The following is a 24,346-nucleotide window of genomic DNA, read 5'->3' on the forward strand; positions in this document are numbered from 1 at the left end:
GGAGGTGACAAAAACCCTTTTCTTATGTCCCATTAACTAAAATTCCCGGGAGAGTTCCCAAAATGGGCAAAGGTTCCCTTTCACAGGAAGAAATTGATGCACTACTGGCCGGAGCAAGCGATTCGTTTGATCCGGGGGCGGTAGCTTCCACAGCCGCACAAAAAGACGTTCCGGGAATGTCCCCCGTGGACCGGGACATCTTATCGGATCTACTTTCTTCTTGTTTTCAAGTCGCCGGGAACACGTTAGGCGCCGTTCTTTCCCGTTCTTCCGCATTTCTAAATCCGAACGCGGAAACCAAGTCTCGCAAAGATATCGAGTCCGAACTTAAGTCCGGATCCTTCCTTTTGTATTCTACGTTATCCGGAAGCGTAAACGGAAGAGTCGTACTTGCGATGTCCGCAGAAAACGCCGTAAAGATCGCCAATTCGATGATGGGCGGTTTTGACTCCGGAGATCTCGACGAAGCTCAGATGCAGACTCTCCGCGATTCTTTGACGCCCGTGATAGGAGCGTTGATTTCTCAGATTAGCACAAAAACCAGAGGGGGGGTTAACGGATCTCCTTCCGAGACGAGAAACGTAACTTCTCCGGCGGCCTTGGTTTTGCCGGACGGAGAAACCATCGTAAGAGTGTTTTTCAATCTTACGATCGAAAGTATTCCTTCTTTTCGAGTTCAATTCTTACTCTCCCTTTCTACCGCCGCGGATCTTTTGAATTTATACCGTCGTTCCGGAAGCGGCGGAGGAGATATGGGCGGAATGGGAATGGGGGGTATGGGCGGAATGGGAATGTCCGCGGGATCCATGTCCGTCAAGTCCGTTGCATTTCCAAATTTAGGAACCGCGAGCGGGGCCTCAAGCACGCCGAACTTAAATCTTCTCATGGACGTTCAGATGAGCGTGACCGTGGAATTGGGAAGAACTAAGATGTATATTAAAGATATCTTAGGATTAGGGGAAGGTTCCATCATCGAGCTCGACAAACTCGCGGGCGAACCTGTGGATCTTTTAGTAAACGGTAAACTGATTGCAAAAGGCGAGGTTGTGGTCATCGACGAAAACTTCGGGGTTCGGGTAACGGATATCGTAAGCCCTATCGATCGGATCAAGCCGGAGGGCAAGTGAAGTCTCTGGTAGTTTTCCGGGATTTCAGAAAGGCGATCGTTTCCGTTTTTCTGATTCTTCTCGCAACCGTTCTTTCATTTTCCCCGCTCAAAGCACAATCGGAAAGAGAGCTCATGGACGAGGCTCTCAAGAAAGAATTGGGTCAAACGCCCGCACCCAAAGAAGAATCCAAGAAGGACAATGCTTCCAAAACGGAAAACCCTTCCGCGGTCGTAAAACCTTCTGTGAATTCCGAAAGTCAGGCGGAGACAAATCCAGTCGCCGAGCGATATAAAACCGGAGACGAAGGTCCGGGGATCGCGGGAACTCTCTTCCGAGTCGTCTTTATATTAGCTCTTCTTTGTGTAGGACTTTATTATATTCTAAAATACGTTGCGAAGAATCGGGAAGGACGTCTTCCCGTTCGCGGAGAGATGAACGTTCTTTCCAGTCTGATGCTCGGACCGAACAAACAGCTTCAGATCGTGGAAGTTTCAGGTCGTTTTTTGGTGTTAGGTGTCGCGGACAACGGGATCAATTTGATCACCGAAATCTCCGATCCGGAAGTAAAACATAGAATTCAGCAAAAAAAGGAAACCTTCGATCCTCCGGAGGGAGGATTTTTGGTAACGGTTCTTGAACAGATCAAGGACTTGAATTCGAGAATCTCCGGGAATCAGGAAGGTCCTCCCGGAGGAACGGAAAAAGCGGAAGCCGCCAGGGACGAAAAACGAAGGCAAACCCGCAAGAAGCTCGATGAACTCAAAGAAAAAACAAGCTCGCTCGAAAGCGGGCTTTTCGATTTGAGATCGTAAGTTAAGAACTCAAGTTTTAGGGAAATTCTTCAGGTGAAAATGAGACATAAAAAAATTATAAAGAACGTAACGTGGATACTCCTGCTTTTGATGGGATTGTCTCTGGGTTCTTTTTTCACTTTGGAAGCACAGTCTTCCGGGACGAGGATTCCGATTCCCAATCTGAATATCAATGTGAACGAAGCGAAGAGCCCGAGAGAAACCAGCCTTTCTCTGATGGTTCTTTTTCTCGTCACCATTCTTTCTCTTGCCCCTGCGATCGTGATGTCTCTGACTTCGTTTACGAAGATCGTGATCGTTTTGGATTTCGTGAGGAGGGCGCTTTCGATTCAAAATCTTCCGCCTAACCAAGTGATGATGGGTCTCGCGCTTTTTATGACATTCTTTATCATGGCTCCGACTTTGAACGTAGTCAACGAAAGAGCCTTAACTCCTTATCTCGAGGGGAAAATCGACACGAACGCATTCTTTGAAAAAGGAATGGTTCCGATCCGGGAATTTATGATGCGCCAGATCGGAACTTCCGGAGCGAAAGACGTCGCGCTCTTTCTAAAAATCGGAAAAGTGGAGAAGGTGGAATCGTTTGACGACGTTCCTTCTTACGTTTTGATTCCGGCGTTTATGTTAAGCGAAATCAAAAAGGCGTTTTGGATAGGGATCATCATCTTTATTCCTTTTATCGTGATCGATCTCGTCGTCGCGTCCGCTCTTCTTTCGATGGGTTTGATGATGCTTCCTCCGGTGATGGTGAGTCTTCCGTTTAAGCTGATTCTTTTTGTGCTCGTGGACGGTTGGAACCTGATCGTCTACGAACTCGTGAGGAGTTATAAATGACGGAGCTGGAAGCGATGTCTCTGATTCGGGACGCACTTTATATCACTCTGAAAATCTCATCTCCGATTCTACTCACCGCTTTGGTGGTGGGTTTGATCATAGGAATTTTGCAGACGACGACTTCCATTCAGGAACAGACGATCGCCTTTGTTCCGAAACTTGTCGCGATTTTTATCGTGATCGTGATCTTTTCGTCTTGGATGATTCAGACGATGACCGATTATACGCGCAATTTATTTATGATGATCGAGAAATTTTAGAATATTATGGAATACTTTATCAATCATTTTCAAGTTTTCCTTCTCATCCTTTCCAGGTTGATGGGACTCTTGTCGGTCGCGCCTATCTTTTCGTATCCTTCGATCAGCGTTCCTCAAAAAATGATTTTTTCCTTTTTGGTCTCCGTGATATTATTTCCGGTAACCGCCGGATTTTTACCGCCCGTTCCGGGAGATATGGGGAGTTACGGGCTCGTTGTGATCGGGGAGGCGCTCATCGGGGTCCTCTTAGGCTTTATGATCAGTTTGATCTTCGCCTCTTTTCAGATGGCCGGAGAATTTTTTAACGTTCAGTTGGGCTTCGGTTACGCTGAAATTTTGGATCCCGTGACTCAGACGAGTTTGCCCGTGATCAGCACGTTGAAAAACCTTTTGGGGATGATCCTTTTTTTAACCTTAGGTGCTTATCGAATCATGTTCGAAAGCCTTGCATACTCTTTTGAAAAAATTCAGGTGCTTAATTTCGCTCCTGAAATTCAAAACGGGATTTATAAGGCGATAGAAAATGCGGTGGGTGCGATGTTTCTTGTCGCGTTTAAATTGTCGCTTCCGGTTTTGGGGATCATTCTTTTGGTGACCGTGTCCGAAGCCTTGATGGGAAAGGCGGCTCCTCAGTTGAATATCCTGCAACTTTCATTTCCGATCAAGGTCACGATCGGATTGATCGTTATGATTTTTATCATTCCATATCTTGTTTCTCAGATGGGGGCAGCTTTCGATTTGTCATTTGATAAGTTGAATTTGATGCTCCAGGAGTGGCCGCAACTATGAGAAGGATCCTTTCGTCCACTTGTCGTAGTTCCGACTTCTTCCGTGAAACGATGATTTCCCCGCCCTCGTTGGGTGGTGGAGGCGGGTTGGCGGGAAGACTCGGGGGAATTTTCTCTATCACAAAACGACATTTCTTTCAAGAAGAATTTTCCCGCAGAGGCTTTGTAGGAGCTCCTATATGCTCCTGAGGATTTTTCTTTCCATTGTCGATTTTTTTAGAATCGACCGTTCGCTGATTTTTGAGACCTCCGAATCGCTTTCGATTTCGCCTAACGTCTCCGAGTTCAGGATCGATCTTCAACTTTTTGCGGCCGAAGACGAGGGCAGAACCGAACCCGGATCCGAACGTAGAAGAAGAGAAGAGCGTGAAAAAGGAAACGTCCCGAAATCTCCGGAACTCCCCGCCGCCGTGGTTCTTCTAGCGGGAGTGATTCTTGTTTATCTCATGGGAGAATATTTTTTCATGAGAACGTTTTATATTCTTCGCAAATACATCCACGGTGTCGGACAACGCACCGATATCAGTTCCGAATCCGTAACCGAACTTTTAAAAAACGCGTCCACCGATCTTTTCACCCTTCTATGGCCTCTTCTTGGGATCACCTTGGTCGGGGCCGTCATAGGCAACGTAGCTCAAGTGGGGTTTATGTTTGCACCTCGCGCATTGAGCTTTAACTTCAGCAGGGTTGCGCCCAATTTTAAAAAAGTTCTCCCGACACGTCAGACGCTCTTCAACCTCGGGAAATCTTTGGCAAAGGTCGGACTCATTGGCTGGGTTTCTTATATCATCATCAGTCGCGATTTTTTTCCGATTCTTCTTTCCGGAGAGATGGGTTTGGAACAAGCCGTCGCGCTCGTTATGAGCACTTCCTTTAAGATCTTTCTCGTCGTCGGGATCATCCTTCTCGCGATCAGCGTCGTGGATTATCTTTATCAAAGATACGAATATGAAGAATCCTTAAAGATGACTCCTTCCGAGGCGAAAAGGGAAGCAAAAGAATCCGACGGGGATCGTTCTCTTCAAGCGAGACGAAGACAGCTCGCAAGAGATATGATGAACAAACGTAAGATGCTCGCGAAAGTGCCCGAAGCGGATGTCGTCATCACGAATCCGACTCACTTTGCGGTAGCCCTCGAATACAAACCCGGAATTCATAAGGCTCCGGTCGTCGTCGCAAAGGGTGTGGACGACTTCGCTCTTCTCATCATTCGAATCGCAAGAGAGAACGGAGTTCCCACGATCGAAGACAGACTTCAGGCAAGAGGTCTTTACGAAGAAGTGGAACTGGGCGCAGAGGTTCCGCAGCAATTCTATCGCGCAATCGCAACCATTCTCTCCCGTCTTGAATCTTTCCGGAGAGCTGTGTAAGAGGAAACTATGGAAAAGAAATGGTGGAATCAGTCGGACGTTATTTTGGGAGTGGGAGCCGTTGCGATAGTCGCGATGTTGGTGATTCCTCTTCCGGGATTTATATTAGATATTTTGATTATTGTGAGCTTGGCGATCGGACTTTTGGTTCTTCTTACTTCACTTTCCGTAAAAGAACCCGCCGATTTTTCGATCTTTCCGAGTTTGCTCTTGATTACGACTTTGTATCGGCTTGCTCTGAACGTATCGACTACGCGCCAGATTCTTTCCAAAGGACCGGCGATGAACAGCAACATCATAGACGCCTTCGGTTCGTTTATCATCGGTAGCGAATCCGGTCTTTCGAAGTATGTGGTCGGCTTCATCATCTTCATCATCTTGGTCCTCGTTCAGGTTCTTGTGATCACAAAAGGTGCGACTCGGATCTCGGAAGTCGCCGCTCGATTCACTTTGGATGCGTTGCCCGGAAAGCAGATGGCGATCGATATGGAACTTTCTTCCGGTAACATCAACGAAGAAGAAGCCAAAAAAAGAAGAAAGAAGATAGAAGCAGAAGTCGATTTCTACGGATCCATGGATGGAGCGAGTAAATTCGTCCAAGGGGACGTCCGAGCCGGTCTGATTATCACCGCCATAAACTTATTAGGCGGAGTGATCATCGGAGCTTCGATCCGAGGAGAATCTTTCACGCAAGCGATCGAAACATACGGTAAGTTTACGATCGGCGACGGACTTGTTTCTCAGATTCCAGCGTTGCTTACGACGGTCGCAACCGGTATCATCGTAACTCGCTCCGGTTCCGAATCCGATCTCGCGACTCAATTTAAAACCCAGCTCTTCAGCAATTCCAAGGTCCTCTACGTAGTCGCGGGAAGTTTGGGATTTTCGGCTTTCATTCCGGGTCTTCCATTCTTTCCTCTTTTGATTCTTTCCGGAGGAATCGCCTACTTGGGATATTCTCTCGAACAAACGGTCAAAGAACAACTCGAGTCCATCGAGAAAAAGGAAAAAGAATCCGGTCAGGATCGCAAGCCGAAGGATTTTTACGAGGAGCTAAGAACCGATCCGATCGAAATCGAAGTCGGTTATCATCTTATACCGCTCGTCGACGCTTCTCAAGGAGGAGCGCTCTTGGATCAGATCAGCAATCTTCGCAAGAAGTTCGCTCAGGATAACGGAGTCGTCATTCCTCCCGTAAGAATATTAGATAATCTTGATTTGAATCCGGATACGTATTCGATCAAAATCAACGGAACCGAAGTCGGAGCTTCCACCGTAAAACCGGATAAACTCATGGCACTCAATACGAGTCCGGGGAACGCTGAGGCGATCCAAGGGGAAGATTTCTTAGAACCCTCCTTTGGACAAAAAGCAAAATGGATTTCTTCCGAAGACAAAGCCGAAGCGGAAGCGAAGGGTTACACAGTTGTCGACGCCTCCACCGTCGTTGTCACTCATCTCAAGGAACTTCTTGCGACTCACGCGTCCACGTTGCTTGGTCGAGAAGAAGTCAAAAAACTTCTGGATCATTACAAGGCTACGTATCCGACTCTCATCGGCGAATTGGACGCGGACAAACCGGGCAACTTGGGAATCATTCAACAAGTCTTGCAGAATCTCTTGAGAGAAGGACTTGGAATACGAAATCTCGTTCCGATCTTGGAGTCGATCGCAAACAATCTTTCCAAATATCAAAATCCTTACATTCTCACCGAGCTCGTCCGTCAGTCGATATCCAGGACGGTTGTTCGGGACTATCTTTCTATGGACGGCAAATTGCGGGTGATCACGTTAGAAAGTAGAATTTTGGATCGCTTGAACAAGTCGATCACTCAAGACCGGATCGAAAACAGAGACGTCCTTTCTCTTCCTCCCGATTTCTATAGAAGGCTGATCGACGGGGTCGCAGAGTTATATCGCAACTTTAGAACGGAAGGAAAGTTTCCTATCTTCGTGGTCAACAGAGAAGTCAGACTTCCGTTTTCTTACCTTCTCGCGAAGGAATTTCCTCCCCGCAATTTCGGAGTTCTTGCCTACGAGGAGATTCATTCTTCCGTGGATTCCGTGATCGAAGCGGAACTCAAACTTCCTCAGACGCAGGCGGCGACAGCCGGGGTAGGGGAAGAAGCATGAAATTTTTAGAATATTCGATTTTTCTAAAACAGAAAGATCAAGGAGCCAAACATGGAGTTTGCTAAAATTCGAGGTAAAAGTTACCAAGACTGTTTAATGGAAATGAAGATGAAATACGGTCCCGAGGCGACCGTAATCTCCCAGACCGTCGTCACCGAAGGCGGTGTGATGGGGACCGGGCTTCTTGCGAAGAAGATGATCGAAATACAGATCGGAATTCCCGAAAAACAGGCTTCCCGAGAAAAGATAGAACGAAAACTCCAGGACTTAAAGGATCTTCTCAAACAAAAATCCTATGCGGCGCCGGAAAGAAAGAAAACTCTTCAGTCCTTAAAGCCTCTTTCGAGAACTCTCGAGGAAAGAGAAATCGCGACTTTGACCGCCGAGGACAATTGGGATCTTGAGGAGATAACGACCGAACCCGAAAGAGTCGGTCTTTCCTTCGAAAAAGAACTTTTGGATCGAAGTTCAAAGACTTCCAAAGAAAGTCTATCTCTTCGGGGAAGAAAGGATTCTCCCCTTACGAGACTCGGAGAAAGGTGGGTTCGCGAAGGAATGAGCCAAACCTATGTGGACGAGATTCTTTCCAAGATTGAAGAAAGACTTTCTCCGATCGATCAGGGACGCAATCATACGGTCGGCGAGCGTGCCGTCGAAGTTTTGAAGGAACGAGTCAGCGTGGATTCGGATCTCTTTCGGGGCACCGGGAAGAATCAGAGAAAAGTTGTCTTCTTGGTCGGACCGACCGGTTCCGGAAAAACGACGAGCGTCGCTAAACTCGCGGCAAAATATTTCCTTCACATGGGAAAGTCGGTTTCGCTCTATACGACCGATAATTATAGAATCGCTGCCATCGAACAACTCAAACGTTACGCGGACACAATGGGAATGCCGTTCTATCCCGTAAAAGACATAAAAAAGTTTAAGGAAACCCTGGCCCGCGACGGCTCCGAATTGATCCTCATCGACACCGCCGGTTACAGTCACCGCAACATCGAACAACTGGAGAGAATGAATTCTTTTCTTTCCTGTTTCGGAGAAAAGGACTCGGTGGAAAATCTTCTTGTCCTTTCCGCTACTTCCTCTTACCATCATACAAGTACGGTATTGAAAGCCTATGAGTCTCTGAACTATCGAAGAATTCTTCTCACCAAACTGGACGAGGCAGATTTTTTAGGTGGTTTTCTCGAACTGGCCGATACATACTCTAAGAGTTTCACATATTTCAGCGTGGGGCAAGAGGTTCCTTTCGATATACTTCCTGCCGATAAAAAACTCATGGCTGAATGTGTTGTAATTCCGGAGAAAATTGCTGAGCTGAGAGGAGAAGTGTTCACCGTTGCCGGTGGCTGATTCCGATCGGGCTGGAAAGAGGTAAAGAATGGACCAGGCGACTCATTTGCGGAAACTCACCGAGGGGAACACGAGTCTAAAAGTTCTGTCATCCAGAAAGCCCACGACTAAGATCATCGCGATCGCGTCCGGGAAAGGAGGAGTTGGTAAGAGCACCATCTCCGTCAACCTTGCTATCTCTATGGCGCGGGCCGGTCAAAAGGTTCTCGTATTCGACGGGGACTTGGGCCTTGCGAACGTAAACGTAATTTTAGGAATCATTCCCAAATACAATCTCTACCACGTAGTCAAAGGTCACAAAAGCCTAAAAGACATCGTCATTCAAACCCCGGAAGGAGTGGACATCATCGCGGGAGCCTCCGGTTATTCCCAACTCGCAAACTTAAACGATACTCAGAGAAACGCTCTGATCAAAGGTTTTTCGGAACTGGACACTTACGATATCATGATCATCGATACCGGAGCCGGAATCAGTTCCAACGTGATCGGTCTTACGCTTCCTGCGGACGACGTCATCGTCGTGACGACTCCGGAGCCGACTGCGATCACGGATTCGTACGGACTGATCAAAGCGATCGTGTCTCAGAGTCGGGATAAGAATCTAAAGATGGTTGTGAACCGTGTAAGAAGCGCCATCGAAGGAAAAAAAGTCGCCGATCGAGTGATCGATATCAGCGGACAGTTTCTCGAAGTCAAGGTGGAGAATCTCGGATTTATATTTCAAGACGAAGAAGTTGAGAAAAGTATCCGGGAGCAAAAACCTTATATCATCAATTCTCCGAAAAGTAAGGCGGCGGCATGCCTGAATCGCATAACGTATTCCCTTTTGAATCAGGAAATGGAACCGTTGGAAGACGCTGGCATCAGCGGGTTTTTCAAAAAATTCTTCAACTTTATGGACGTCCGAGAAAAAGAACTCAAGGACGACGAAGAATAGTCTTTGAACCTCCAGGTTTTATTCATCGCGGTCTTTGCGGTCATCGCGCTCATCGTCAGTCCGATCTGCGGATTCTTAGCCGGAAATCAAGTCGGTCATATCGTTTTAGTTTCCATCCTTTCCACGCTTGCTTTTGCGGTTTTCGGTTTCGGAGTGCACGCGGTCTTAGAAATGAAAGTCCCTGAATTTTTAGATTTTCTTTCCAATCTTACGGGAGAATTTTCATCCGCGTCCTCGGGTGAAGACGGATCGGGCGCAGCCGGGTTTCGGGATTATACAAGCCAAGCGGGAGATTCCGAGTTTGCTACGGCTTCCGCGGACGGTCCTTCCTCTTCCGAAGTCTTCGCTTCCGCTACTCCGAAACGTCAGAAAAACGGCAACTTTGGAGATCATATCATGGTCGAAAATATAGCGATCAAAAACGAACCGAAACTGATGGCCGAAGCGATCCGAACGATGCTTGCAAAAGACGACATGGGAGAAAAGTAACAATTTCTTTCCTAAATATCGTTTGAAACCGAGTAGAACCGCAATGAGACAAAAAACTGCTTGATTTCCCTGTTTTTGCCTCAAAAAATGCTATTGCAATTTTCTGAGAAGCTCGACACTTTAGAATGAAGGTCAAGGTTTTTCCAGATCCGAGCTTATGTCCAAAAAGTATGAACAATATAACCAGCAGGATGAGACGGAACTATGGAAATCCTATCGGGATACCAAAGATCAGGACATCCGAGCTTATCTCGTAGAAAAATATTCCCCCTTAGTCAAACACGTTGCGGGTAGAATCGCGATCGGAATGCCGCAGAATGTAGAGTTCGACGATCTTGTGTCGTACGGAGTTTTCGGACTTTTGGATGCGATTGAAAAATTCGATCCGGATCGACTGATCAAATTCAAAACGTACGCCATGACTCGGATTCGAGGAAGTATCTTCGACGAACTTCGGTCGATCGACTGGATTCCGAGATCGATCCGTCAAAAAGCGAAACAACTCGAACAGATCATCGGAATGCTGGAAAACAAAGAAGGCCAGCAGGTGGACGACGAAGCAATCGCGAAAGAGTTGGGTATTTCCATGGAGGAATACAACACTCTTCTCACCAAGATCAGCGGCACCTCTCTCGTTTCTTTGAACGATATCTGGTTTCTCGGGGACGAGAACGACGAGGTTTCTTTTATGGAAACCTTAGAATCTCCGATGAACATGAATCCGGATACGATCATCGAAAAAGAAGAGATCAAAAACGTAATCGTAGAAGCCATCAAAACTCTCCCTGAAAAGGAAAAGAAAGTCATCGTACTGTACTATTATGAAGATCTTACTTTGAAGGAAATCGGAGAAGTTCTGGAAGTGACCGAGTCTAGAATTTCCCAACTTCATACCCGAGCCGTTTCTCGTCTGAGAAGCAAACTCGGCAAAGTGAAATCGGTCATCACTCGTAAGTAAAGAATTTATTTACCAGGATAAAAATCTATATGGGTTCCCTGATTCCATTCTTAGAAGACCAAAGCCGGGAACTGGATCGTATCCAGAAAGAACAGGTGGAAGTTTACGGGGATACTCTTGAAAATTCCTTAAGACTCGCGGCCAAACATCTTAAAAAACAAATCCACGAACTTGATTACGTAGTCCTCAAACGGGGAAAAAAAAAGCTCTTCGGTCACGAACCTTGGCATATCCGAGTCTCCATTCTTCCGGAGGATAATTTCTTAGACGAACTCACGGAGCTTGATAAAAAGCTGACCGGCGGCTCGGGAAAACTCGTTTCCAAGGATCTCAAAGAATTCATTCAACCCAAGGACAAGGACGGAAGATCCTTGGTCCAAATTTTCAGAAACGGAGTTTATCTTACCGTCTTTCCACCGTTAGGCGAAGGTCGCCGCGTGGAGTTTGACGAGGTCACAAAAAAACTTTCTCTGAAAGGCGTTTCCGTAGAGGACGAAAAACTCGTCCGCAAACTCGTGAAAGATTCAAAGGGAGAAGCGATGATGATCTCGGAACAAAAACCGAGACAGGGAATGGAAGCTAAGATGATTCTGGACATCACTCCCGATAAGATGAAAGCCAAAGTCACCATTCTTCCTCCAAGACCCGGCGGAAGAGACTTGGATATGAAGGACGTGGTCAATCATCTTAAAAACGCCGGAGTCAAATACGGATTCAAAGAAGAAGAGATTCAAAAACGACTCGAAGAAGAATATTTCAATCAACCCTTCCTCGCGGCGGAAGGGGATTATCCGATCAACGGCAAAAACGCACAGATCATCTATCACGTTCGTACGAGCAAAAATGTTTCTTTCAGAGAAGACGAAAGCGGAAGAGTGGACTTCAAAGACCTCGACCTGATCGAGAACGTCGTGGTGGGCCAGCTTCTTGCGGAAAAGATTCCCGCCGAAAAAGGAAAATACGGGCGTACACTTTTTAACGAACTTCTTCCTGCGAAAGACGGAGTGGATACGGATCTCAAACAAGGAAAGGGAACGATTCTTTCCGAGGACAGAAGCAAACTCACCGCAGAGGTGAACGGCCAGGTCGTTTTTGCGACGGGAAGATTGTCCGTGGAAACCGTTTACCGTGTCAACGGGGATGTCGGTATCAAAACGGGTAACGTCACGTTCTTAGGGTCCATCGTGATTACGGGTAACGTGGAAGATAACTATTCCGTAAAAGCCGCCGGGAATATCGAAATCTACGGAACCGTTCAGAAAGCAAGAGTCGAAGCGGACGGAGACATCATCATACGTCAGGGAATTTCCGGAAGAGAGGAAGCGCATATAGAATCCACGGGCGGAAACGTGATCGCTAAGTTTATCCAGAGCGCCACCGTAATCACCGAAAAAGACGTTCTCGTTCAGGAAGGAATTCTTCACTCGTTCGTAAGCGCGGGCGGTAAAATTTTGTGCAACGGTAAACGCGGTCAGATCGTCGGCGGAACCGTGCGCGCCTCCGAACTCATCGGCGCCCGAAGCATCGGTTCTTCCGCAAATCCCGCGACCGAACTCGTCGTGGGAATCGATCCGAAGGTTCTCAAGCAAATCGCGGACTACGAAGCGAAGATGCACGAGAGTCAGTCCAAACATGAACAGGTCTTTAAGAGTCTCAAGACGCTTCAGGCGAGAAAAGAATCCGATCCGGCCTCGTTTACGGAAGATCATCAGAACCAATTGGTGAAGATGCAGAAGGCCGTGGAAAAACTGGATTCTCGGATCAAAGAATTCGAGACAGAAATCAACAACCTCAAAAACTACATGGAAGAAAAATCCTCTCACGGTAAGATCAGCATAGAGAAGGTTCTCTACGGCGGCGTGACGATGAAGATCCGAAACTCCGACTTTAAGACCCGGAACGAGATCAAGAATAAGACCTTCGTGGAAGAAAACGGAATGATCCGCCAAGTGCCTTACGAGGATCCGGATCCGGATAATAAAAAAGACTGGAGAAAAAAACGAAACCGTGGTAATTAAACCATAGGATGCGCCTCAATGATACTCTTTTAGGCTATGGACAGGCCCCGGACATGATCCGGAGGCAGCAGGTGGAAAACCCGTTCACCATGGCACACACGATCTCGGAAACGGCCCGGGTGGTGAAAGAGTACAACGATACAAGAAAATACGCGGTCGAATTGTACACGGACGTGTTTTCTCTTTCACCCGAATCCAGGGAAAGAATGGTATCCGCTCGCAATCAGAAAATCGATCAGGTCCGGGACAAACTCAAAACATACAAACCCGCTTCCGACGGTCATTCTGAATTGGTCACTTATTCCGCGGGCGGTGCAAAGGCGACTAACGCACCATCCAATCGAGGCAGAATCGAATTCTTCGCTTAATCTTTTTTCCGTGGGAATGTTGTTGGAGACGGTTCCGGGGGAAAAGATATGGAGCTTTTTGCGGTTTTAGCGATCAATGCCGTCATTTCGGTGGTATTGTATTATACGATTACATCCAAAGTTACGGAGAGAATCCGGACTCACATGTTAAAGAAGATCAACGAAGAAATTCGGGATTTTGTGGACGAGTTGGAAACGGAATCGATGAGACAAGTGGATCTGATCGGGTCCAGAATTTTAACCTTTAAAGAAATGACTTTGAAAGTAGAAGAATTGGTCAAGAGGATCGAGCAAGCCACAACCCCGGGGATTCTCAATTCCATTCAAAACGAAAACTCGGTCCAAAAGAATGATTCTTCTCTTTCAATGAGCGCAGGGTTTCAAGATACTATGAGACCTTCCGAAAAAACTCTAAACACGCGTGTCTCCGGCTCCGTTCAACAGGGAATCGGAAATATCTACAAAGAAAATTTGGATCTGATCAAAGAAGAATCCGAGTTCGAAATTCCGAAACAACAAAGGGCGACGCACTCGCAAAACAATCTTTATACTCAGAAGCAAGTGAACAAGGCTCAAACTTCCAAAAAAGAAATTCCGGTCTTAAAAACTCAGGAACAAGTCGTTCCAGGTTCCACGTCCAATCTGGTTCTGGAAACGATTGGAAAGGGAGTTCGAAAGTTTTTCGGAATTCAAGAAATCAAGGCGGTAGCGGAGGAAGAATCGGACGCGAACGAATTTTTTCCAGGCACCAGAAATACCACCCTCGATATTTCCTTGGACGAAGATCCTTTTGCGCCAGTGGATGAACATCCGGGCTCGTTAGGCGGAACACCGGTTTTTAAAGACAATCTCAAATCGAAAGAATCGGACTTCGGAAGAATTCTTCAGGAGAACGTGACCGGCTACAAACCTCCGAAACCGGATTCGGCAAAGATTTCGGCGGAAGCAGCCCTGTTGGAAGTAGGAGAAGACTCCACAAAAATCGAGAAAGTTGTTTTCCTTTTAAAAAGAAAATATTCTCATGAGGAAATTTCCGACGCCTTGGACTTGGCGCTCGGAGAAGTGGATATCATAGAAAGATTCAGGTTAGACAGAAATAGGAGGTTCTGATGTCCCAGTTTAGCGTATTGAACGTAGGATTCGGGAATATCGTTCTGGTTTCTAAGATCGTAAGCATCATTCATTCGGATTCGGCTTCCGCGAAAAGAATTCGAAACGAAGCGAAGACAAACAACAGTCTGATCGATGCGACCCAAGGTAAGAAGACCCGTTCGATCATCGTGACAGACAGCAACCATCTGATTCTTTCCAACTTAAGAGTGGAATCTCTTACGAGAAGAATCGAGTCCCGCGATAACTCCATCGCCTCAGAAGAGGAAGAACTAGACTGAATTCTCCCAAACTTTTTGTTCTCTCTTCCGTCGCAGGAGGAGGGAAGTCGACTCTGATCCAAAAACTTCGAGAAAAACATCCGGAGATATTATTCTCCATTTCATCCACCACGCGCGCGCCTCGGCCAGGAGACAAAGAAGGAGTGACTTATCATTTTCTTTCCAAAGAAGAATTTGAAAAAGGGATTTCGAACTCTGCGTTTTTGGAATGGGCCGTGGTTCACGACCAGTATTACGGGACGCCTCTAAAATTTATCGAAGAAGCGTTTCAAAAGGGCGCCTCGGTGATCATGGACATCGACGTTCAAGGCGCGAAAATCATCAAAGAAAAACTGCCGAAAAAGATCGTGACGATTTTTATTCTTCCGCCTAACGAAAAAGAATGGGAAAGGCGTCTTCGCGGGAGGGGAACCGATTCGGAAGAAAGTATTCTAAAAAGAATTAAGAACGGAAAGCTGGAATTGGAACGTCAAGACGAATTCGATTTTAAAATTGTGAACGACGATTTGGAAAAAGCTCTGAATGAATTGGAAAAAATCGTATTTTCGAATTCGAACTGAATGACCGGTCAATATATTTTTTACCCTGTTGTCGGAGTTCCGACAATGTTTAGAGCGTGATTTTTGCTTGAAGAATTTTCATTTTCTGATAAGTAAGAGTCTGTGAATTTTTCCCGCCGCCTCTCCCCTCCACCCAAGATCAGGGTGGGGCCCGCGCGATTTCACGGTGAAGTCGGAGTTCCGACAGGGAAGATTTTACCGAAGCATCTTGTCTTTTCCGGCCGGTTGAAATTTTTTTTTTGTGTTTTTTTTCGATCGATCCAATGCCTCTAAAAAATTCATTTCTCATAGCGAGTTTTTTTCTGCTCGCGACTTCCGTTTCCTTGGGTGAAAGAAATATGACCAAGACTGATTCTAAAGATCTTCTAAGACGTTTGCGAAAAATTCCGAACCTCTTTGTCGAATCGAAAAAATTGGCAAAAACGGATCCTCTGGAAGATCCATATCCACATCTGGAAAATCTCAAAAAAGAATTTAGAAACTCGAGAAAATCCTATCAAATCGGAATTCCTTTTAGACACAGTACGACCTGCTCGACCGGCGAGCATCGATTTACCGAAGTTCAGTATGAGGTGGTCGTCTTCACCAAAAGTAAAGAATTGAAATTTTCGATTTCAGAAAGCAAAATTCATGAGATCGAAAAACACGATGGAAATTTTTCAGAGGAAGAGAAAAGAATTTTAAACGAATTCGATTCCGGATCATAGACTTCTTGGATCCGATTTGAACGAATTCGGATTTTTCGCTTTGTGCTATCCTTCTTCGAATTTAGTTTGTTAGGCGGAAGTTTTGTTTTGAAATTTGCCTTCTTATTAAGAAGATTCGGTAATTTATAATTTCAAATCTAAGTTTGGAAGTTTAGTAAGTTCTGATCGTAAAAGATTTCTGCGGAAAACTTAAGATTTATTTTAGATTTTGTGAGTGAATTTAAGTTTCGGTGTTTGAAACGTTTTGAAAGGCGCGGGACTTTGCATTTTGAAACGTTCACCCGATTTTAAAGTCGATAAAGCGAACGTTTTCGAACAAAATTCTTACGTTATCTGCAATCCGGAGAATCGACTAAGATAAAAGGCATGGTTGTGGCAACTCCGTTTGCCTTGAGTTCCCGATCTTTGAGATAAAATCCGCAAACCGAAACGGAACTTCCCACTTGAACGTTGGAAATCAAAGAAGGAGAATCCGAATCCAGCGCCACGGGTTTTCCGGAAAAATAAACTACAAAACGAATCGAATTTCCTTTGTATAATATTTCGGAAACGGTTCCTGCGATCTGGATCGTTTTCCCGAAGGCCGCGGATGGATTAGAGACGAGCTCGTATCCGCTTACTTTCGGAGGAGGGGAGTTTTTTTTCTTTCCCAAAATTGGGAAAACGATCGTGAGGAAAAGGATACAAAAGGAAATTATAATTTTATTATATTGTTTCATCGTTTACTCCGAACTATGGATTTGCTTCGACTGCGTCGTCGGGAATTCCGGGAGTTTTGATCCCACCCGATCTACTCAGCCATTTATTCGTAATCATCGCTCTTCTGTCTGCGGGAAAAAGGGTCAAAAGATAAGTAGTGATCGTCGGCCTTCCGTCGTCTTCGGCGTCCTTATCCATCTGAATAAAAACGTCGATGATATCTCCGTCCGGCCAGTTTAAGAGCATTCCAACCGCCGAATCGGGCGGCATATTACCAACCTTATCAGCGAGAACTTTGACTAACTTTTGACGGCTGTTTTTTTCCGCTTCGGCGGATTTCATGTCCTTTTCTTTTGTGATAAGTCCCTTTCTCATTTCTTCGAGCTTTTCCATCTCCGCTTCGAGTCTTCCTTTTTCGTTAAGAAGTTCGGTTTTTCTTTTTTCCAGCTCGTCCAATTCTTCGGCGAACCGCTCTTGCGCTTTTGCAAATTCGAGCTTTTGAAGTTCGGAAGGAGATTCGTTGTCCTGATTTACAAGCCCCGGTTCCTTTCTGAGGAACGGAAAAATTTCAGATGCGTTGATGATTTGAAAATAATCAAAAACAAAAAAGCCGATTCCTAATAAAAAGAAGATGAGCAGAACCAGATAGATTGCCCTTGCTTTGTCGCTTAACGATGCCATATTAAACCTTTAGATCGATCCGATTCCTATTGATCTTGCTTTCCAATTGTTCGGCCTTTTCTTGAAAATCGGTAATTTTCCTCTGGAGGCTGAGCATAGAATCCGGCGCAGGAGAAGAATTTACCGAAGTCGCACTCAAAAGTTTTTGAAAGATCGATTCACTTTTTGAATCTTTCGTAGAGTTTTTTAAGCTCTGAGAGCCCGGCATCGTCGTTTGCGTTTTCTGGGCTTGTTCCCGTATCGAAAGTAAAGATTCTCGGAGACGGTTCAGGTTGAGTGGATTCATTGATTTCTCTCCATTGGATGGATTTTAACTGATTGTAGTGCTCTTCTAATTCGAACTTTTCTTTTTTGAAGTAGAGTTTTCTATATTGTTTATACTGATTGTCTTTTAGGATTTCCAAGATCTTTCGATCCTTTTGCGCAAGAATCAGTTCGGCTCTTTTTGAATCGAGTTCCGGTTTTTTTTTATCGATATCCGATTCTAAATTTTCGTTCTGCGTGATGAGCGAGCGAATATAACCTTGGTGCAATTGATAATCTCTTAAAGACGCTCCATGAAGGGAATACGATTCTCCTGTGAGGAGATCGATCTGCTTTTCATTCTCTAAAATTTCGTTTCGAATTTGATTGATTTCGCCGGCCACGAGTGAAAATGCTTTTAGTTTTTCGTCTTCCTTTTTCTTTCTGAGATTGAGGACCGGCTCAAGATTGAATTCGAAACGTTTCAAAGGATTAGAATTCCTCGTCTTCCTGTTCTTCTTCTAAAACGTCTTTGAGACCTTTGACGGCTTGTGAAAAGGTGCTTCTTTCCTGAATCTTTTGTTTTAGATAACGATCTATCTTATCTTTTTTACGGATCGCCATGTCCACTCTCGGATCGGAACCGGAGACGTAAGCGTTCAGACGAATCAATTCTTCCGCTGAGTTATAGACGCTGATGAGTTCACGAATCATTCCGGCTCGGAGGTTTTGATCTTCCGGTGCGATTCTTGCCATTACCCGAGAGAGGGAGGCCGGGACATCCACCGCCGGATAATGATTTCTTTCCGCGAGTTTTCGACTGAGGATGATATGACCGTCGATATAACCTCGAACCGCGTCGGCGACGGGATCTTCCATTTCGTCCGCTTCCGTAAGAACGGTGTAAAAGCCGGTGATCGTGCCTCCCGATTTGGATGTTCCGGAACGTTCTACGAGTTTTGCAAGTTTGGAAAACACGGAAGAGCTAAAACCTCTCGTGATCGGAGGTTCGTGGTTCGATGCGGAAATCTCTCGATTGGCCTGCGCGAATCTCGTCAAAGAATCCATCATAAGATTCACGTGTTTTCCCTGATCTCGAAAGTATTCTGCGATCGCAGTCGCGAGGAGGGCACAGTTGACCTGTTCCATTTTGGGAGAATCGGAAGTGGCCGCGAGGACGACGGATTTCTGAAGGCCCTCTTTCCCAAGATCCAATTCTATAAATTCGTTTACTTCTCGTCCGCGCTCTCCGACGAGAGCGATGACGTTCACGTCGGCATCGGTGTAACGCGCGATCATTCCTAAAAGACTGGATTTACCGACTCCGGAACCGGAAAAGATTCCCACGCGTTGTCCTCTTCCTATGGTAAGAATTCCGTCGATCGCTCGAACGCCGGTCATGAGAATATCTCGAATGATGGGTCTATCGAGTGGATTCGGAACTTCTGCGTCAGGAGGACGTTCTTCCTTTGTGATAATATGACCTTTTTTATCGATCGGCCTTCCCACGCCGTTGAGAACTCGTCCCAAGAGTTCTTTACCGACGGGAATGGCAAGTTTTCTGCCGGAAGAGAAAACGAAAGCCTCAGGGTAGATTCCTTCCACCGGACCTAAGGGCATCAGGGTATAGATATGACCTTCAAAACCGACGATCTCACATTGAAGGTAGCCTTCCTTCCCGCTCTTCTGAACGTCCATGAGTTCGCCGATCTTAGAATCCGGCGGGCCTTCCGAATAGATGACGTTTCCGGAGACACGAATGACCTTTCCTGATTTCCGGATCGTTTCGGTACGGTCCATGATCAGGAAGTATTTGGACATTACGTCTATTTTCTCGTGAAATTTCTTTTCAATCATCGAAAGGTCTCGGAATTATCTCTTGGTATCCAGGATTTGCGGGAAAGTCAAGTATCTATGTGAAAATAAAAGAATTATGTCTCTAACGAGAAAATACGATCCTAAGATGAGTTCTTGATTCTTATGTATTTTCCCCCCGTCGTACAAACGACGATCTTCCGTGTAAAAAAAGCGCCCCACCCTCGTTGGGTGGTGGAGGCGGGATGGCGGGGAAAAGTCGGTGGAATTTCCCTTAATCGAAAGAATGCCTTTTGTAAAGGAGAATTTGAGGGTCCTCACAGTGTAGGAGTTCCCACACTCTAACGATCTTTTTGGGTTCGGCTCACCGTAGTAAGTAATGCAGTTTGCTCGATGGAAATTCGTGCGAGGGAATCTCTCGAATCCTTTTCTCAAAAGTTCAATTGTCTCACCGCAAATGTAGGAGCTCATACTTTTAAAACGATTCAATTTTTCGTTCAAAAGATCCCGCACTTCCTCAAAATTCCCGGAGCTTTTCCGAGGCAATGTGGGAACTCCCCAAAAAAGAAAAGATCTCCCGGACAACCCGGGAGATCGATAAGAAGGGAGAAGAATGTCTTGGTTAAAAACAAATTCAGAAAAAAAGGAAACCAAGGAAGCGCATACGCTTCCCAAAAAAGATTTTCCGTTTTTAAATCGGCTCCGCATTTCGAATGGCTTCCTCGATTTCTTTGAGCTGAGTGGAAATTCTCGCGTCGATCGCTCCCACGTCGGTCTCGATGATGACGCCGCCGCGATCCACACGAGAATCTTCGTAGATATTGACCTTGCGGAGAGATTCCATGAGTTTGATGAGTTCGTCCTTGTGCGCCGTCGTGAGTTCCAAGTCTGCGAAGTTGACTCGGATGTCCACGCGGTCGCGGTCCTTGATTCTCTTTAAGGCTTCTCTAATATTGTTGAGAACGATTTCCTTTCTTTCGATGATCTCGTCTTTGATTACCTTGCGCGCGATGATCAGAATCATCTCAACCATCTGTTTTTCGGACGCTTGGATGATCTCTTCCCGAATATCGATCGCCTTACCGACGATCGTTCCGAGACGGTCGATGAGACGTCTGACTTCTCCTTGACCTTTTTTAAAACCTACTTCCCGGCCCGCGTCATAACCTTTTAAGTAGGCTTCGTGTTCGATCTCGGCGACCTTCATCTCGGCTTCCTTGATCATCCTCTCGACTTCCATCTTAGCTCGGTCGAGAATCTGTTCGGCTTTCGCCTTTCCGGTGTCTTCTTCTAATTTAACTTTTTCTTTGGAATCTTGGATCATCTGGAAGGCGCGCTTGCGTCCTTCTTCTTCGATCTCTTCCGATTTTCTTCTCGCGTCTTCGAGAAGTTTACGAACCTGTTCTTCGTTCTCTTCACGGTAACGGCTCAGCTCGGCTTCGATCTCTTCGATCGAAGGGCCTTGGTATTGTTCGATGATGTTCCCTTCTTGGTCTACTTCGAACTCTTCCGCGTCCTCGTCTCTGTGAAACTTCTTGTATTTATCAGGAATCGCTAATTCAACCTGATCTTTGATGTCTGCGATTTGAATCGGTTTAAAGACGAGTTTGGCCATCGGTTACGTAGCTCTCCAAAATTTGATACTTCCTTCTTCGATCTCTTCCCGAAGTCTTTCGAGAATTCCGTTCTGAGCCGTCTCCATTTCCGCAAGACTGATCGGACCCATCGAATCCGATTCCAGCCGAATGGAAGCGGCGAGGGCCGGTTCCAATTTTTCAAGAATCCGGAGCTGGATTTCCGTCTCCGTGCCTTTCAGCGCACAAGCCAGAACGATCGGATGGAAGGACGAGAAAAATCGGTTCAACGGTTCTCTTTCCAAGAATAACAGATCTTCCATCCGAAAGAAGTGTTCAATTATATTTTCGGCAAAACCGGGTCTCTTCTCGCGGATTCGATCGAAGATTTTTTGAGAATCTCCCGGATTGAGTCTTCCCAAAAGGTCCGCGGCCTTCTTTCCTTTTTGATTTCGAGTCGGAAGACTCTTTTCTTCCAGGGCGAGAGCTTCGAGTTTGAATTTCAAAAAACGCTCCAGACGATTTTTCTCATATTCGCTGGAAAGGTCAAGATCGTGGATTTGGATAAGAATTTCCTCTTTTCGAGATTCGGGGAAGTCGTTTAACACCGCGGCCGCCGCGTCCGGATCACCGAAACAAAGAACCAATGCGATCATGTCCGAATTCTCACCGGAAACGATTCTGGAAATTTCTTCCGCGCTTTTTTGTTTGAGGTCTTGTAAAAGATCTCTTTCTTCTTTTTCCTCTTTGAGAAGGGCTTCCAATTCCCGGATCAAGTTCAGACTTTCCGGATCGATATTCTCCTCTCTTTGAATTTTGGAAAGAGAGCCGAGGAAAGAAGAGAGAATTTCTCTCTCCTCTTTGGAATCTGGTTTCCCTGTTTTATGAAACGTCTCGAGAAGTTTCCCCGTCGTCTCCGGACCTAAGTGGCGGTAGACTTCCGGAGGGAGGTGTTCTCCCAGGATCCGGAGAAGGCTTCCCGCTCTGTTTTGTCTGGAGGACAGGGAATTCATCAGCTCGCTTCCTCTTCAGAGAGCCATGTGCGGAGAAGTTGCGCGACTTCTTCCGGTTTTTCCCTTGCGAGGTTGATTGCGTTTTCGAGAAGTTCTCTTCGATACTTTTCGTCGAGGGAAAGTTCTACTTCCGCTCCGCCTTCGTCCATGACCCGAAGTGCGGCTTCTCTCATCATCTGCTGTTGAGCTGCGAGTTCTTCTTCTCTGAGTCTTCTTCTTCTTGCGATTTCTTTTTTAACCGCTCTGTAAACCAAGATGCTTACGATCAGGAGGAGAATGATGATCAGTGACGCGATGATCATTTGGCGGATCGCTTTTTGTTTGCGGAGTTCTTCGTCTTCCGCCGCGAACTGAGCGGATCTGTCTTTTGGAATCGTGATAACGGAGATCTGATCTCCTCTTGCCTTGTCGAGTCCGACCGCGGCTTCTAAGTTCTTTCTGATTTGTCTGAGTTCGTCGTCGGAAACGGGAACGTATTTTCTTTCGTAACCGGTTCCGTCCTCTTTTTCTTTCTTTTCCCACATCCCGTCGATCACGACCGAAAGATTGATCTTTTCGACTTTCCAAGGTTGTTTTTGAACTTCAGAAACTCTTCTGTTAAATTCGTAGTTGTTGATGTTCTCGGATTTGCTGTATTCCGATTTTTGATAGTCCGTGTCTTTGTATCCGGGAGGAATGTTCGGTTCCGTTCCCGCGGGTCCGTCCGGAGTGAAGCCTCTTCCTTTGAAGTCTTCCTTGGTTTCTTTGGATGAAACTTTCAAGGAATAACCGTCCACAAGTTTTAATTCGGAGTAGGGGGTGTTCGGGTTATCGGGGATCGCGACGACCGGGGAAACGGAGTTGTCTTTGTAGGATTCTTTGTCCCAGTTTAAGTTATATTCAAAACGTGTAATATCGACTCTTTCTTCTCCGCCGAGCAGCCAGCGGAGTGTGTTTCTCATATCGATCAATCTTTGGATTCTTTGTTCTTCGCCGATTCTTAACTTTTCTTGAACGATTCGGAGTTCGAGTCTTTCTTTTTCGAGGTCCTCTTCGAAGTCGCTGATGATCTTACCGTCCGCGTCCGCGACGCTAACGTTCTCGGGTTTTAATTTGGGAACCGCTCTCGAGATCAGGTTTACGATCCCTTTTACTTCTTTTCTGGAAAGCGATTCCACGCCGGGAATGTAGTGGAGAATTACGGAGGCCTTGACCGGCGAAGCGTTGGAGCTGAAGAGTTCGTCTTCGGGGAACGCGATGTTGACGTATGCCTTATCAACGGAACGAAGAGTCATCAATGATTGTTCGATGGCGCCTTTGAGAGCGCGGTATTTCTTGATGTCCTTGTCGAACTGTGTCTCTGTAAACTTGTCTACGTTGAAGAGTTCCCAACCTTGAACTCCCGCCGGAATTAAGTTTTCCTGCGCGAGTTTTGTGACGATCTCTTGTCTTTGTTCCGGATCTACGGTGATGATGCTCGTGTCCGAAGTTCCGTATTGATAACCGAGAGAATCGAGTTTTTTTGTGACTTCCGCAAAATCCTTGCTCGTAAGGTCTTTGAAGAGGACGACTCGGTTCTTTTGCAGAGAAATCGTAGAAAGGATTCCGATCGCTACGATGACGGTTAACGCAACTCCTCCGAGAATGAGTTTTTTGGTCGTGTCCAGGGTCGTGAAAAATTCCCGGATGTTATTGATGATTTTCTGCAACTGCTCTGGCATAACGGATCTCCACCGAATTTACAATACGGGACATAATCAAATATCGGAAAGAAAGTACAATCCCTTTTCAAATTTTTTTAGAAAATTTTCATTTAGTACACAAATGTTAAGCGCGATGGAATGCGAGCATTCGCTATTTTGAATGTGTTTGTAGATCTCCGCTTGTGTACTGAATCTTTGTGTAGTGGCGAAGGCGCGTGTTTTCGTAAGATCGGATCCATAAATACACGTTATGCGCTCATTGAAGACCATAAAACACAAAGTTATAAAAGCAATCGGGGCGAATTTTTCTCCGCTTTGCGGAGAAAAATCGCGCTCTCGGCTTCAGTCAAGAAATTGGATCTTATGGTTTGAGTTGATTTTTCCGAATTCCAATTTCTTGACTCCGCCTCCATCGCTTTCGCATTAGAAAAGACGAATTCGGTTCCGGTAAGGAAAGTTTCCTTCTTTGCGATTCCTACTTTTGCATATTCACCGTTGAATATTTAGGAAGAGCTTTTATTTGATGGGATGAAACGAAGGCTCTTGTACCCC

At 45.9% G+C, this 24,346-nt stretch carries 23 protein-coding genes and 1 pseudogene; 17 read left to right on the forward strand and 7 right to left on the reverse strand.

Features of this window, described 5'->3' with window-relative positions; translation table 11 throughout:
• Positions 1-62 precede the first annotated feature (62 nt).
• The 17 genes and pseudogenes from fliN (at position 63) to CH376_RS13250 (ending at position 16,087) form a co-directional block, all read left to right on the forward strand.
• Positions 63-1,127, forward strand: a complete 1,065-nt coding sequence (gene fliN, locus CH376_RS13160) for a flagellar motor switch protein FliN (RefSeq protein ID WP_100788127.1) — start codon at positions 63-65, stop codon at positions 1,125-1,127.
• Between the two features lie 5 nt (positions 1,128-1,132).
• The gene (gene fliO, locus CH376_RS13165; protein WP_420843553.1) at positions 1,133-1,921 is read left to right on the forward strand and encodes a flagellar biosynthetic protein FliO; all 789 of its coding nucleotides are present in this window, start codon (positions 1,133-1,135) and stop codon (positions 1,919-1,921) included.
• 39 nt (positions 1,922-1,960) lie between these two features.
• Positions 1,961-2,755 carry a flagellar type III secretion system pore protein FliP gene (gene fliP, locus CH376_RS13170; protein ID WP_207767160.1) on the forward strand — a complete coding sequence of 265 codons (795 nt, stop codon included), beginning with the start codon at positions 1,961-1,963 and terminating at the stop codon, positions 2,753-2,755.
• On the forward strand, positions 2,752-3,015 hold the full coding sequence (gene fliQ / locus CH376_RS13175; RefSeq protein ID WP_069607668.1) for a flagellar biosynthesis protein FliQ: 264 nt from the start codon (positions 2,752-2,754) through the stop codon (positions 3,013-3,015). The genes fliP and fliQ overlap by 4 nt, the downstream gene beginning before the upstream one ends.
• Before the next feature lie 6 nt (positions 3,016-3,021).
• A complete protein-coding gene (fliR, locus tag CH376_RS13180; RefSeq protein WP_100784321.1) occupies positions 3,022-3,804 on the forward strand; it encodes a flagellar biosynthetic protein FliR in 783 nt (260 codons plus the stop codon).
• Positions 3,801-5,173 (forward strand): annotated as a pseudogene (locus CH376_RS13190) (EscU/YscU/HrcU family type III secretion system export apparatus switch protein). The gene fliR and the pseudogene CH376_RS13190 overlap by 4 nt, the downstream one beginning before the upstream one ends.
• Positions 5,174-5,182: 9 nt before the next feature.
• Positions 5,183-7,306 (forward strand): flagellar biosynthesis protein FlhA, encoded by a 2,124-nt coding sequence (flhA, locus tag CH376_RS13195; RefSeq protein WP_100784324.1) that lies wholly within the window; start codon positions 5,183-5,185, stop codon positions 7,304-7,306.
• Between the two features lie 51 nt (positions 7,307-7,357).
• Positions 7,358-8,659, forward strand: coding sequence for a flagellar biosynthesis GTPase FlhF (gene flhF, locus CH376_RS13200; RefSeq protein ID WP_100784325.1), 1,302 nt, complete (start codon positions 7,358-7,360; stop codon positions 8,657-8,659).
• Between the two features lie 28 nt (positions 8,660-8,687).
• Positions 8,688-9,596, forward strand: coding sequence for a MinD/ParA family protein (locus tag CH376_RS13205; protein ID WP_100784326.1), 909 nt, complete (start codon positions 8,688-8,690; stop codon positions 9,594-9,596).
• A 3-nt stretch (positions 9,597-9,599) separates the two neighbouring features.
• Positions 9,600-10,085 carry a hypothetical protein gene (locus tag CH376_RS13210; RefSeq protein ID WP_100784327.1) on the forward strand — a complete coding sequence of 162 codons (486 nt, stop codon included), beginning with the start codon at positions 9,600-9,602 and terminating at the stop codon, positions 10,083-10,085.
• A 157-nt stretch (positions 10,086-10,242) separates the two neighbouring features.
• Entirely contained in the window at positions 10,243-11,043 is an 801-nt protein-coding gene (whiG, locus tag CH376_RS13220) for an RNA polymerase sigma factor WhiG (RefSeq protein ID WP_100784330.1), read from the forward strand.
• Between the two features lie 29 nt (positions 11,044-11,072).
• Positions 11,073-13,061: a FapA family protein gene (locus tag CH376_RS13225; RefSeq protein WP_100784332.1), complete on the forward strand. Its 1,989-nt coding sequence runs from the start codon at positions 11,073-11,075 to the stop codon at positions 13,059-13,061.
• A gap of 8 nt (positions 13,062-13,069) precedes the next feature.
• A complete protein-coding gene (locus CH376_RS13230) occupies positions 13,070-13,429 on the forward strand; it encodes a hypothetical protein (RefSeq protein ID WP_100784333.1) in 360 nt (119 codons plus the stop codon).
• Positions 13,430-13,477: 48 nt separating this feature from the next.
• Positions 13,478-14,539, forward strand: coding sequence for a hypothetical protein (locus CH376_RS13235; protein ID WP_100784334.1), 1,062 nt, complete (start codon positions 13,478-13,480; stop codon positions 14,537-14,539).
• Positions 14,539-14,820, forward strand: a complete 282-nt coding sequence (locus CH376_RS13240; RefSeq protein ID WP_069607657.1) for a DUF370 domain-containing protein — start codon at positions 14,539-14,541, stop codon at positions 14,818-14,820. Before CH376_RS13235 ends, CH376_RS13240 begins: the two co-directional genes overlap by 1 nt.
• On the forward strand, positions 14,817-15,380 hold the full coding sequence (locus tag CH376_RS13245; protein ID WP_100784335.1) for a guanylate kinase: 564 nt from the start codon (positions 14,817-14,819) through the stop codon (positions 15,378-15,380). The genes CH376_RS13240 and CH376_RS13245 overlap by 4 nt, the downstream gene beginning before the upstream one ends.
• Before the next feature lie 263 nt (positions 15,381-15,643).
• Entirely contained in the window at positions 15,644-16,087 is a 444-nt protein-coding gene (locus CH376_RS13250; RefSeq protein ID WP_100788130.1) for a hypothetical protein, read from the forward strand.
• Between the two features lie 329 nt (positions 16,088-16,416).
• Here the strand turns inward: CH376_RS13250 and CH376_RS13255 are convergent, their stop codons facing one another.
• The 7 genes from CH376_RS13255 to fliF all read right to left on the reverse strand — a co-directional run bounded on the left by CH376_RS13255 (position 16,417) and on the right by fliF (position 23,812).
• Positions 16,417-16,806 carry a TOBE domain-containing protein gene (locus CH376_RS13255; RefSeq protein ID WP_100784339.1) on the reverse strand — a complete coding sequence of 130 codons (390 nt, stop codon included), beginning with the start codon at positions 16,804-16,806 and terminating at the stop codon, positions 16,417-16,419.
• Between the two features lie 13 nt (positions 16,807-16,819).
• Complete coding sequence (locus tag CH376_RS13260) at positions 16,820-17,467, reverse strand: periplasmic-type flagellar collar protein FlbB (protein ID WP_100784340.1); 648 nt, start codon at positions 17,465-17,467, stop codon at positions 16,820-16,822.
• A 158-nt stretch (positions 17,468-17,625) separates the two neighbouring features.
• On the reverse strand, positions 17,626-18,198 hold the full coding sequence (gene fliJ / locus CH376_RS13265) for a flagellar export protein FliJ (RefSeq protein ID WP_100784343.1): 573 nt from the start codon (positions 18,196-18,198) through the stop codon (positions 17,626-17,628).
• 4 nt (positions 18,199-18,202) lie between these two features.
• Positions 18,203-19,567 carry a flagellar protein export ATPase FliI gene (gene fliI, locus CH376_RS13270; protein WP_100784344.1) on the reverse strand — a complete coding sequence of 455 codons (1,365 nt, stop codon included), beginning with the start codon at positions 19,565-19,567 and terminating at the stop codon, positions 18,203-18,205.
• A gap of 649 nt (positions 19,568-20,216) precedes the next feature.
• Entirely contained in the window at positions 20,217-21,140 is a 924-nt protein-coding gene (fliH, locus tag CH376_RS13285; RefSeq protein WP_002626492.1) for a flagellar assembly protein FliH, read from the reverse strand.
• Positions 21,141-21,143: 3 nt separating this feature from the next.
• A complete protein-coding gene (locus tag CH376_RS13290) occupies positions 21,144-22,112 on the reverse strand; it encodes a FliG C-terminal domain-containing protein (protein ID WP_100784348.1) in 969 nt (322 codons plus the stop codon).
• Positions 22,112-23,812, reverse strand: a complete 1,701-nt coding sequence (fliF, locus tag CH376_RS13295) for a flagellar basal-body MS-ring/collar protein FliF (RefSeq protein ID WP_100784349.1) — start codon at positions 23,810-23,812, stop codon at positions 22,112-22,114. Before fliF ends, CH376_RS13290 begins: the two co-directional genes overlap by 1 nt.
• Positions 23,813-24,346 lie beyond the last annotated feature (534 nt).

The sequence above is a fragment of the Leptospira adleri genome, assembly GCF_002811985.1.
Lineage (GTDB): Bacteria > Spirochaetota > Leptospiria > Leptospirales > Leptospiraceae > Leptospira > Leptospira adleri.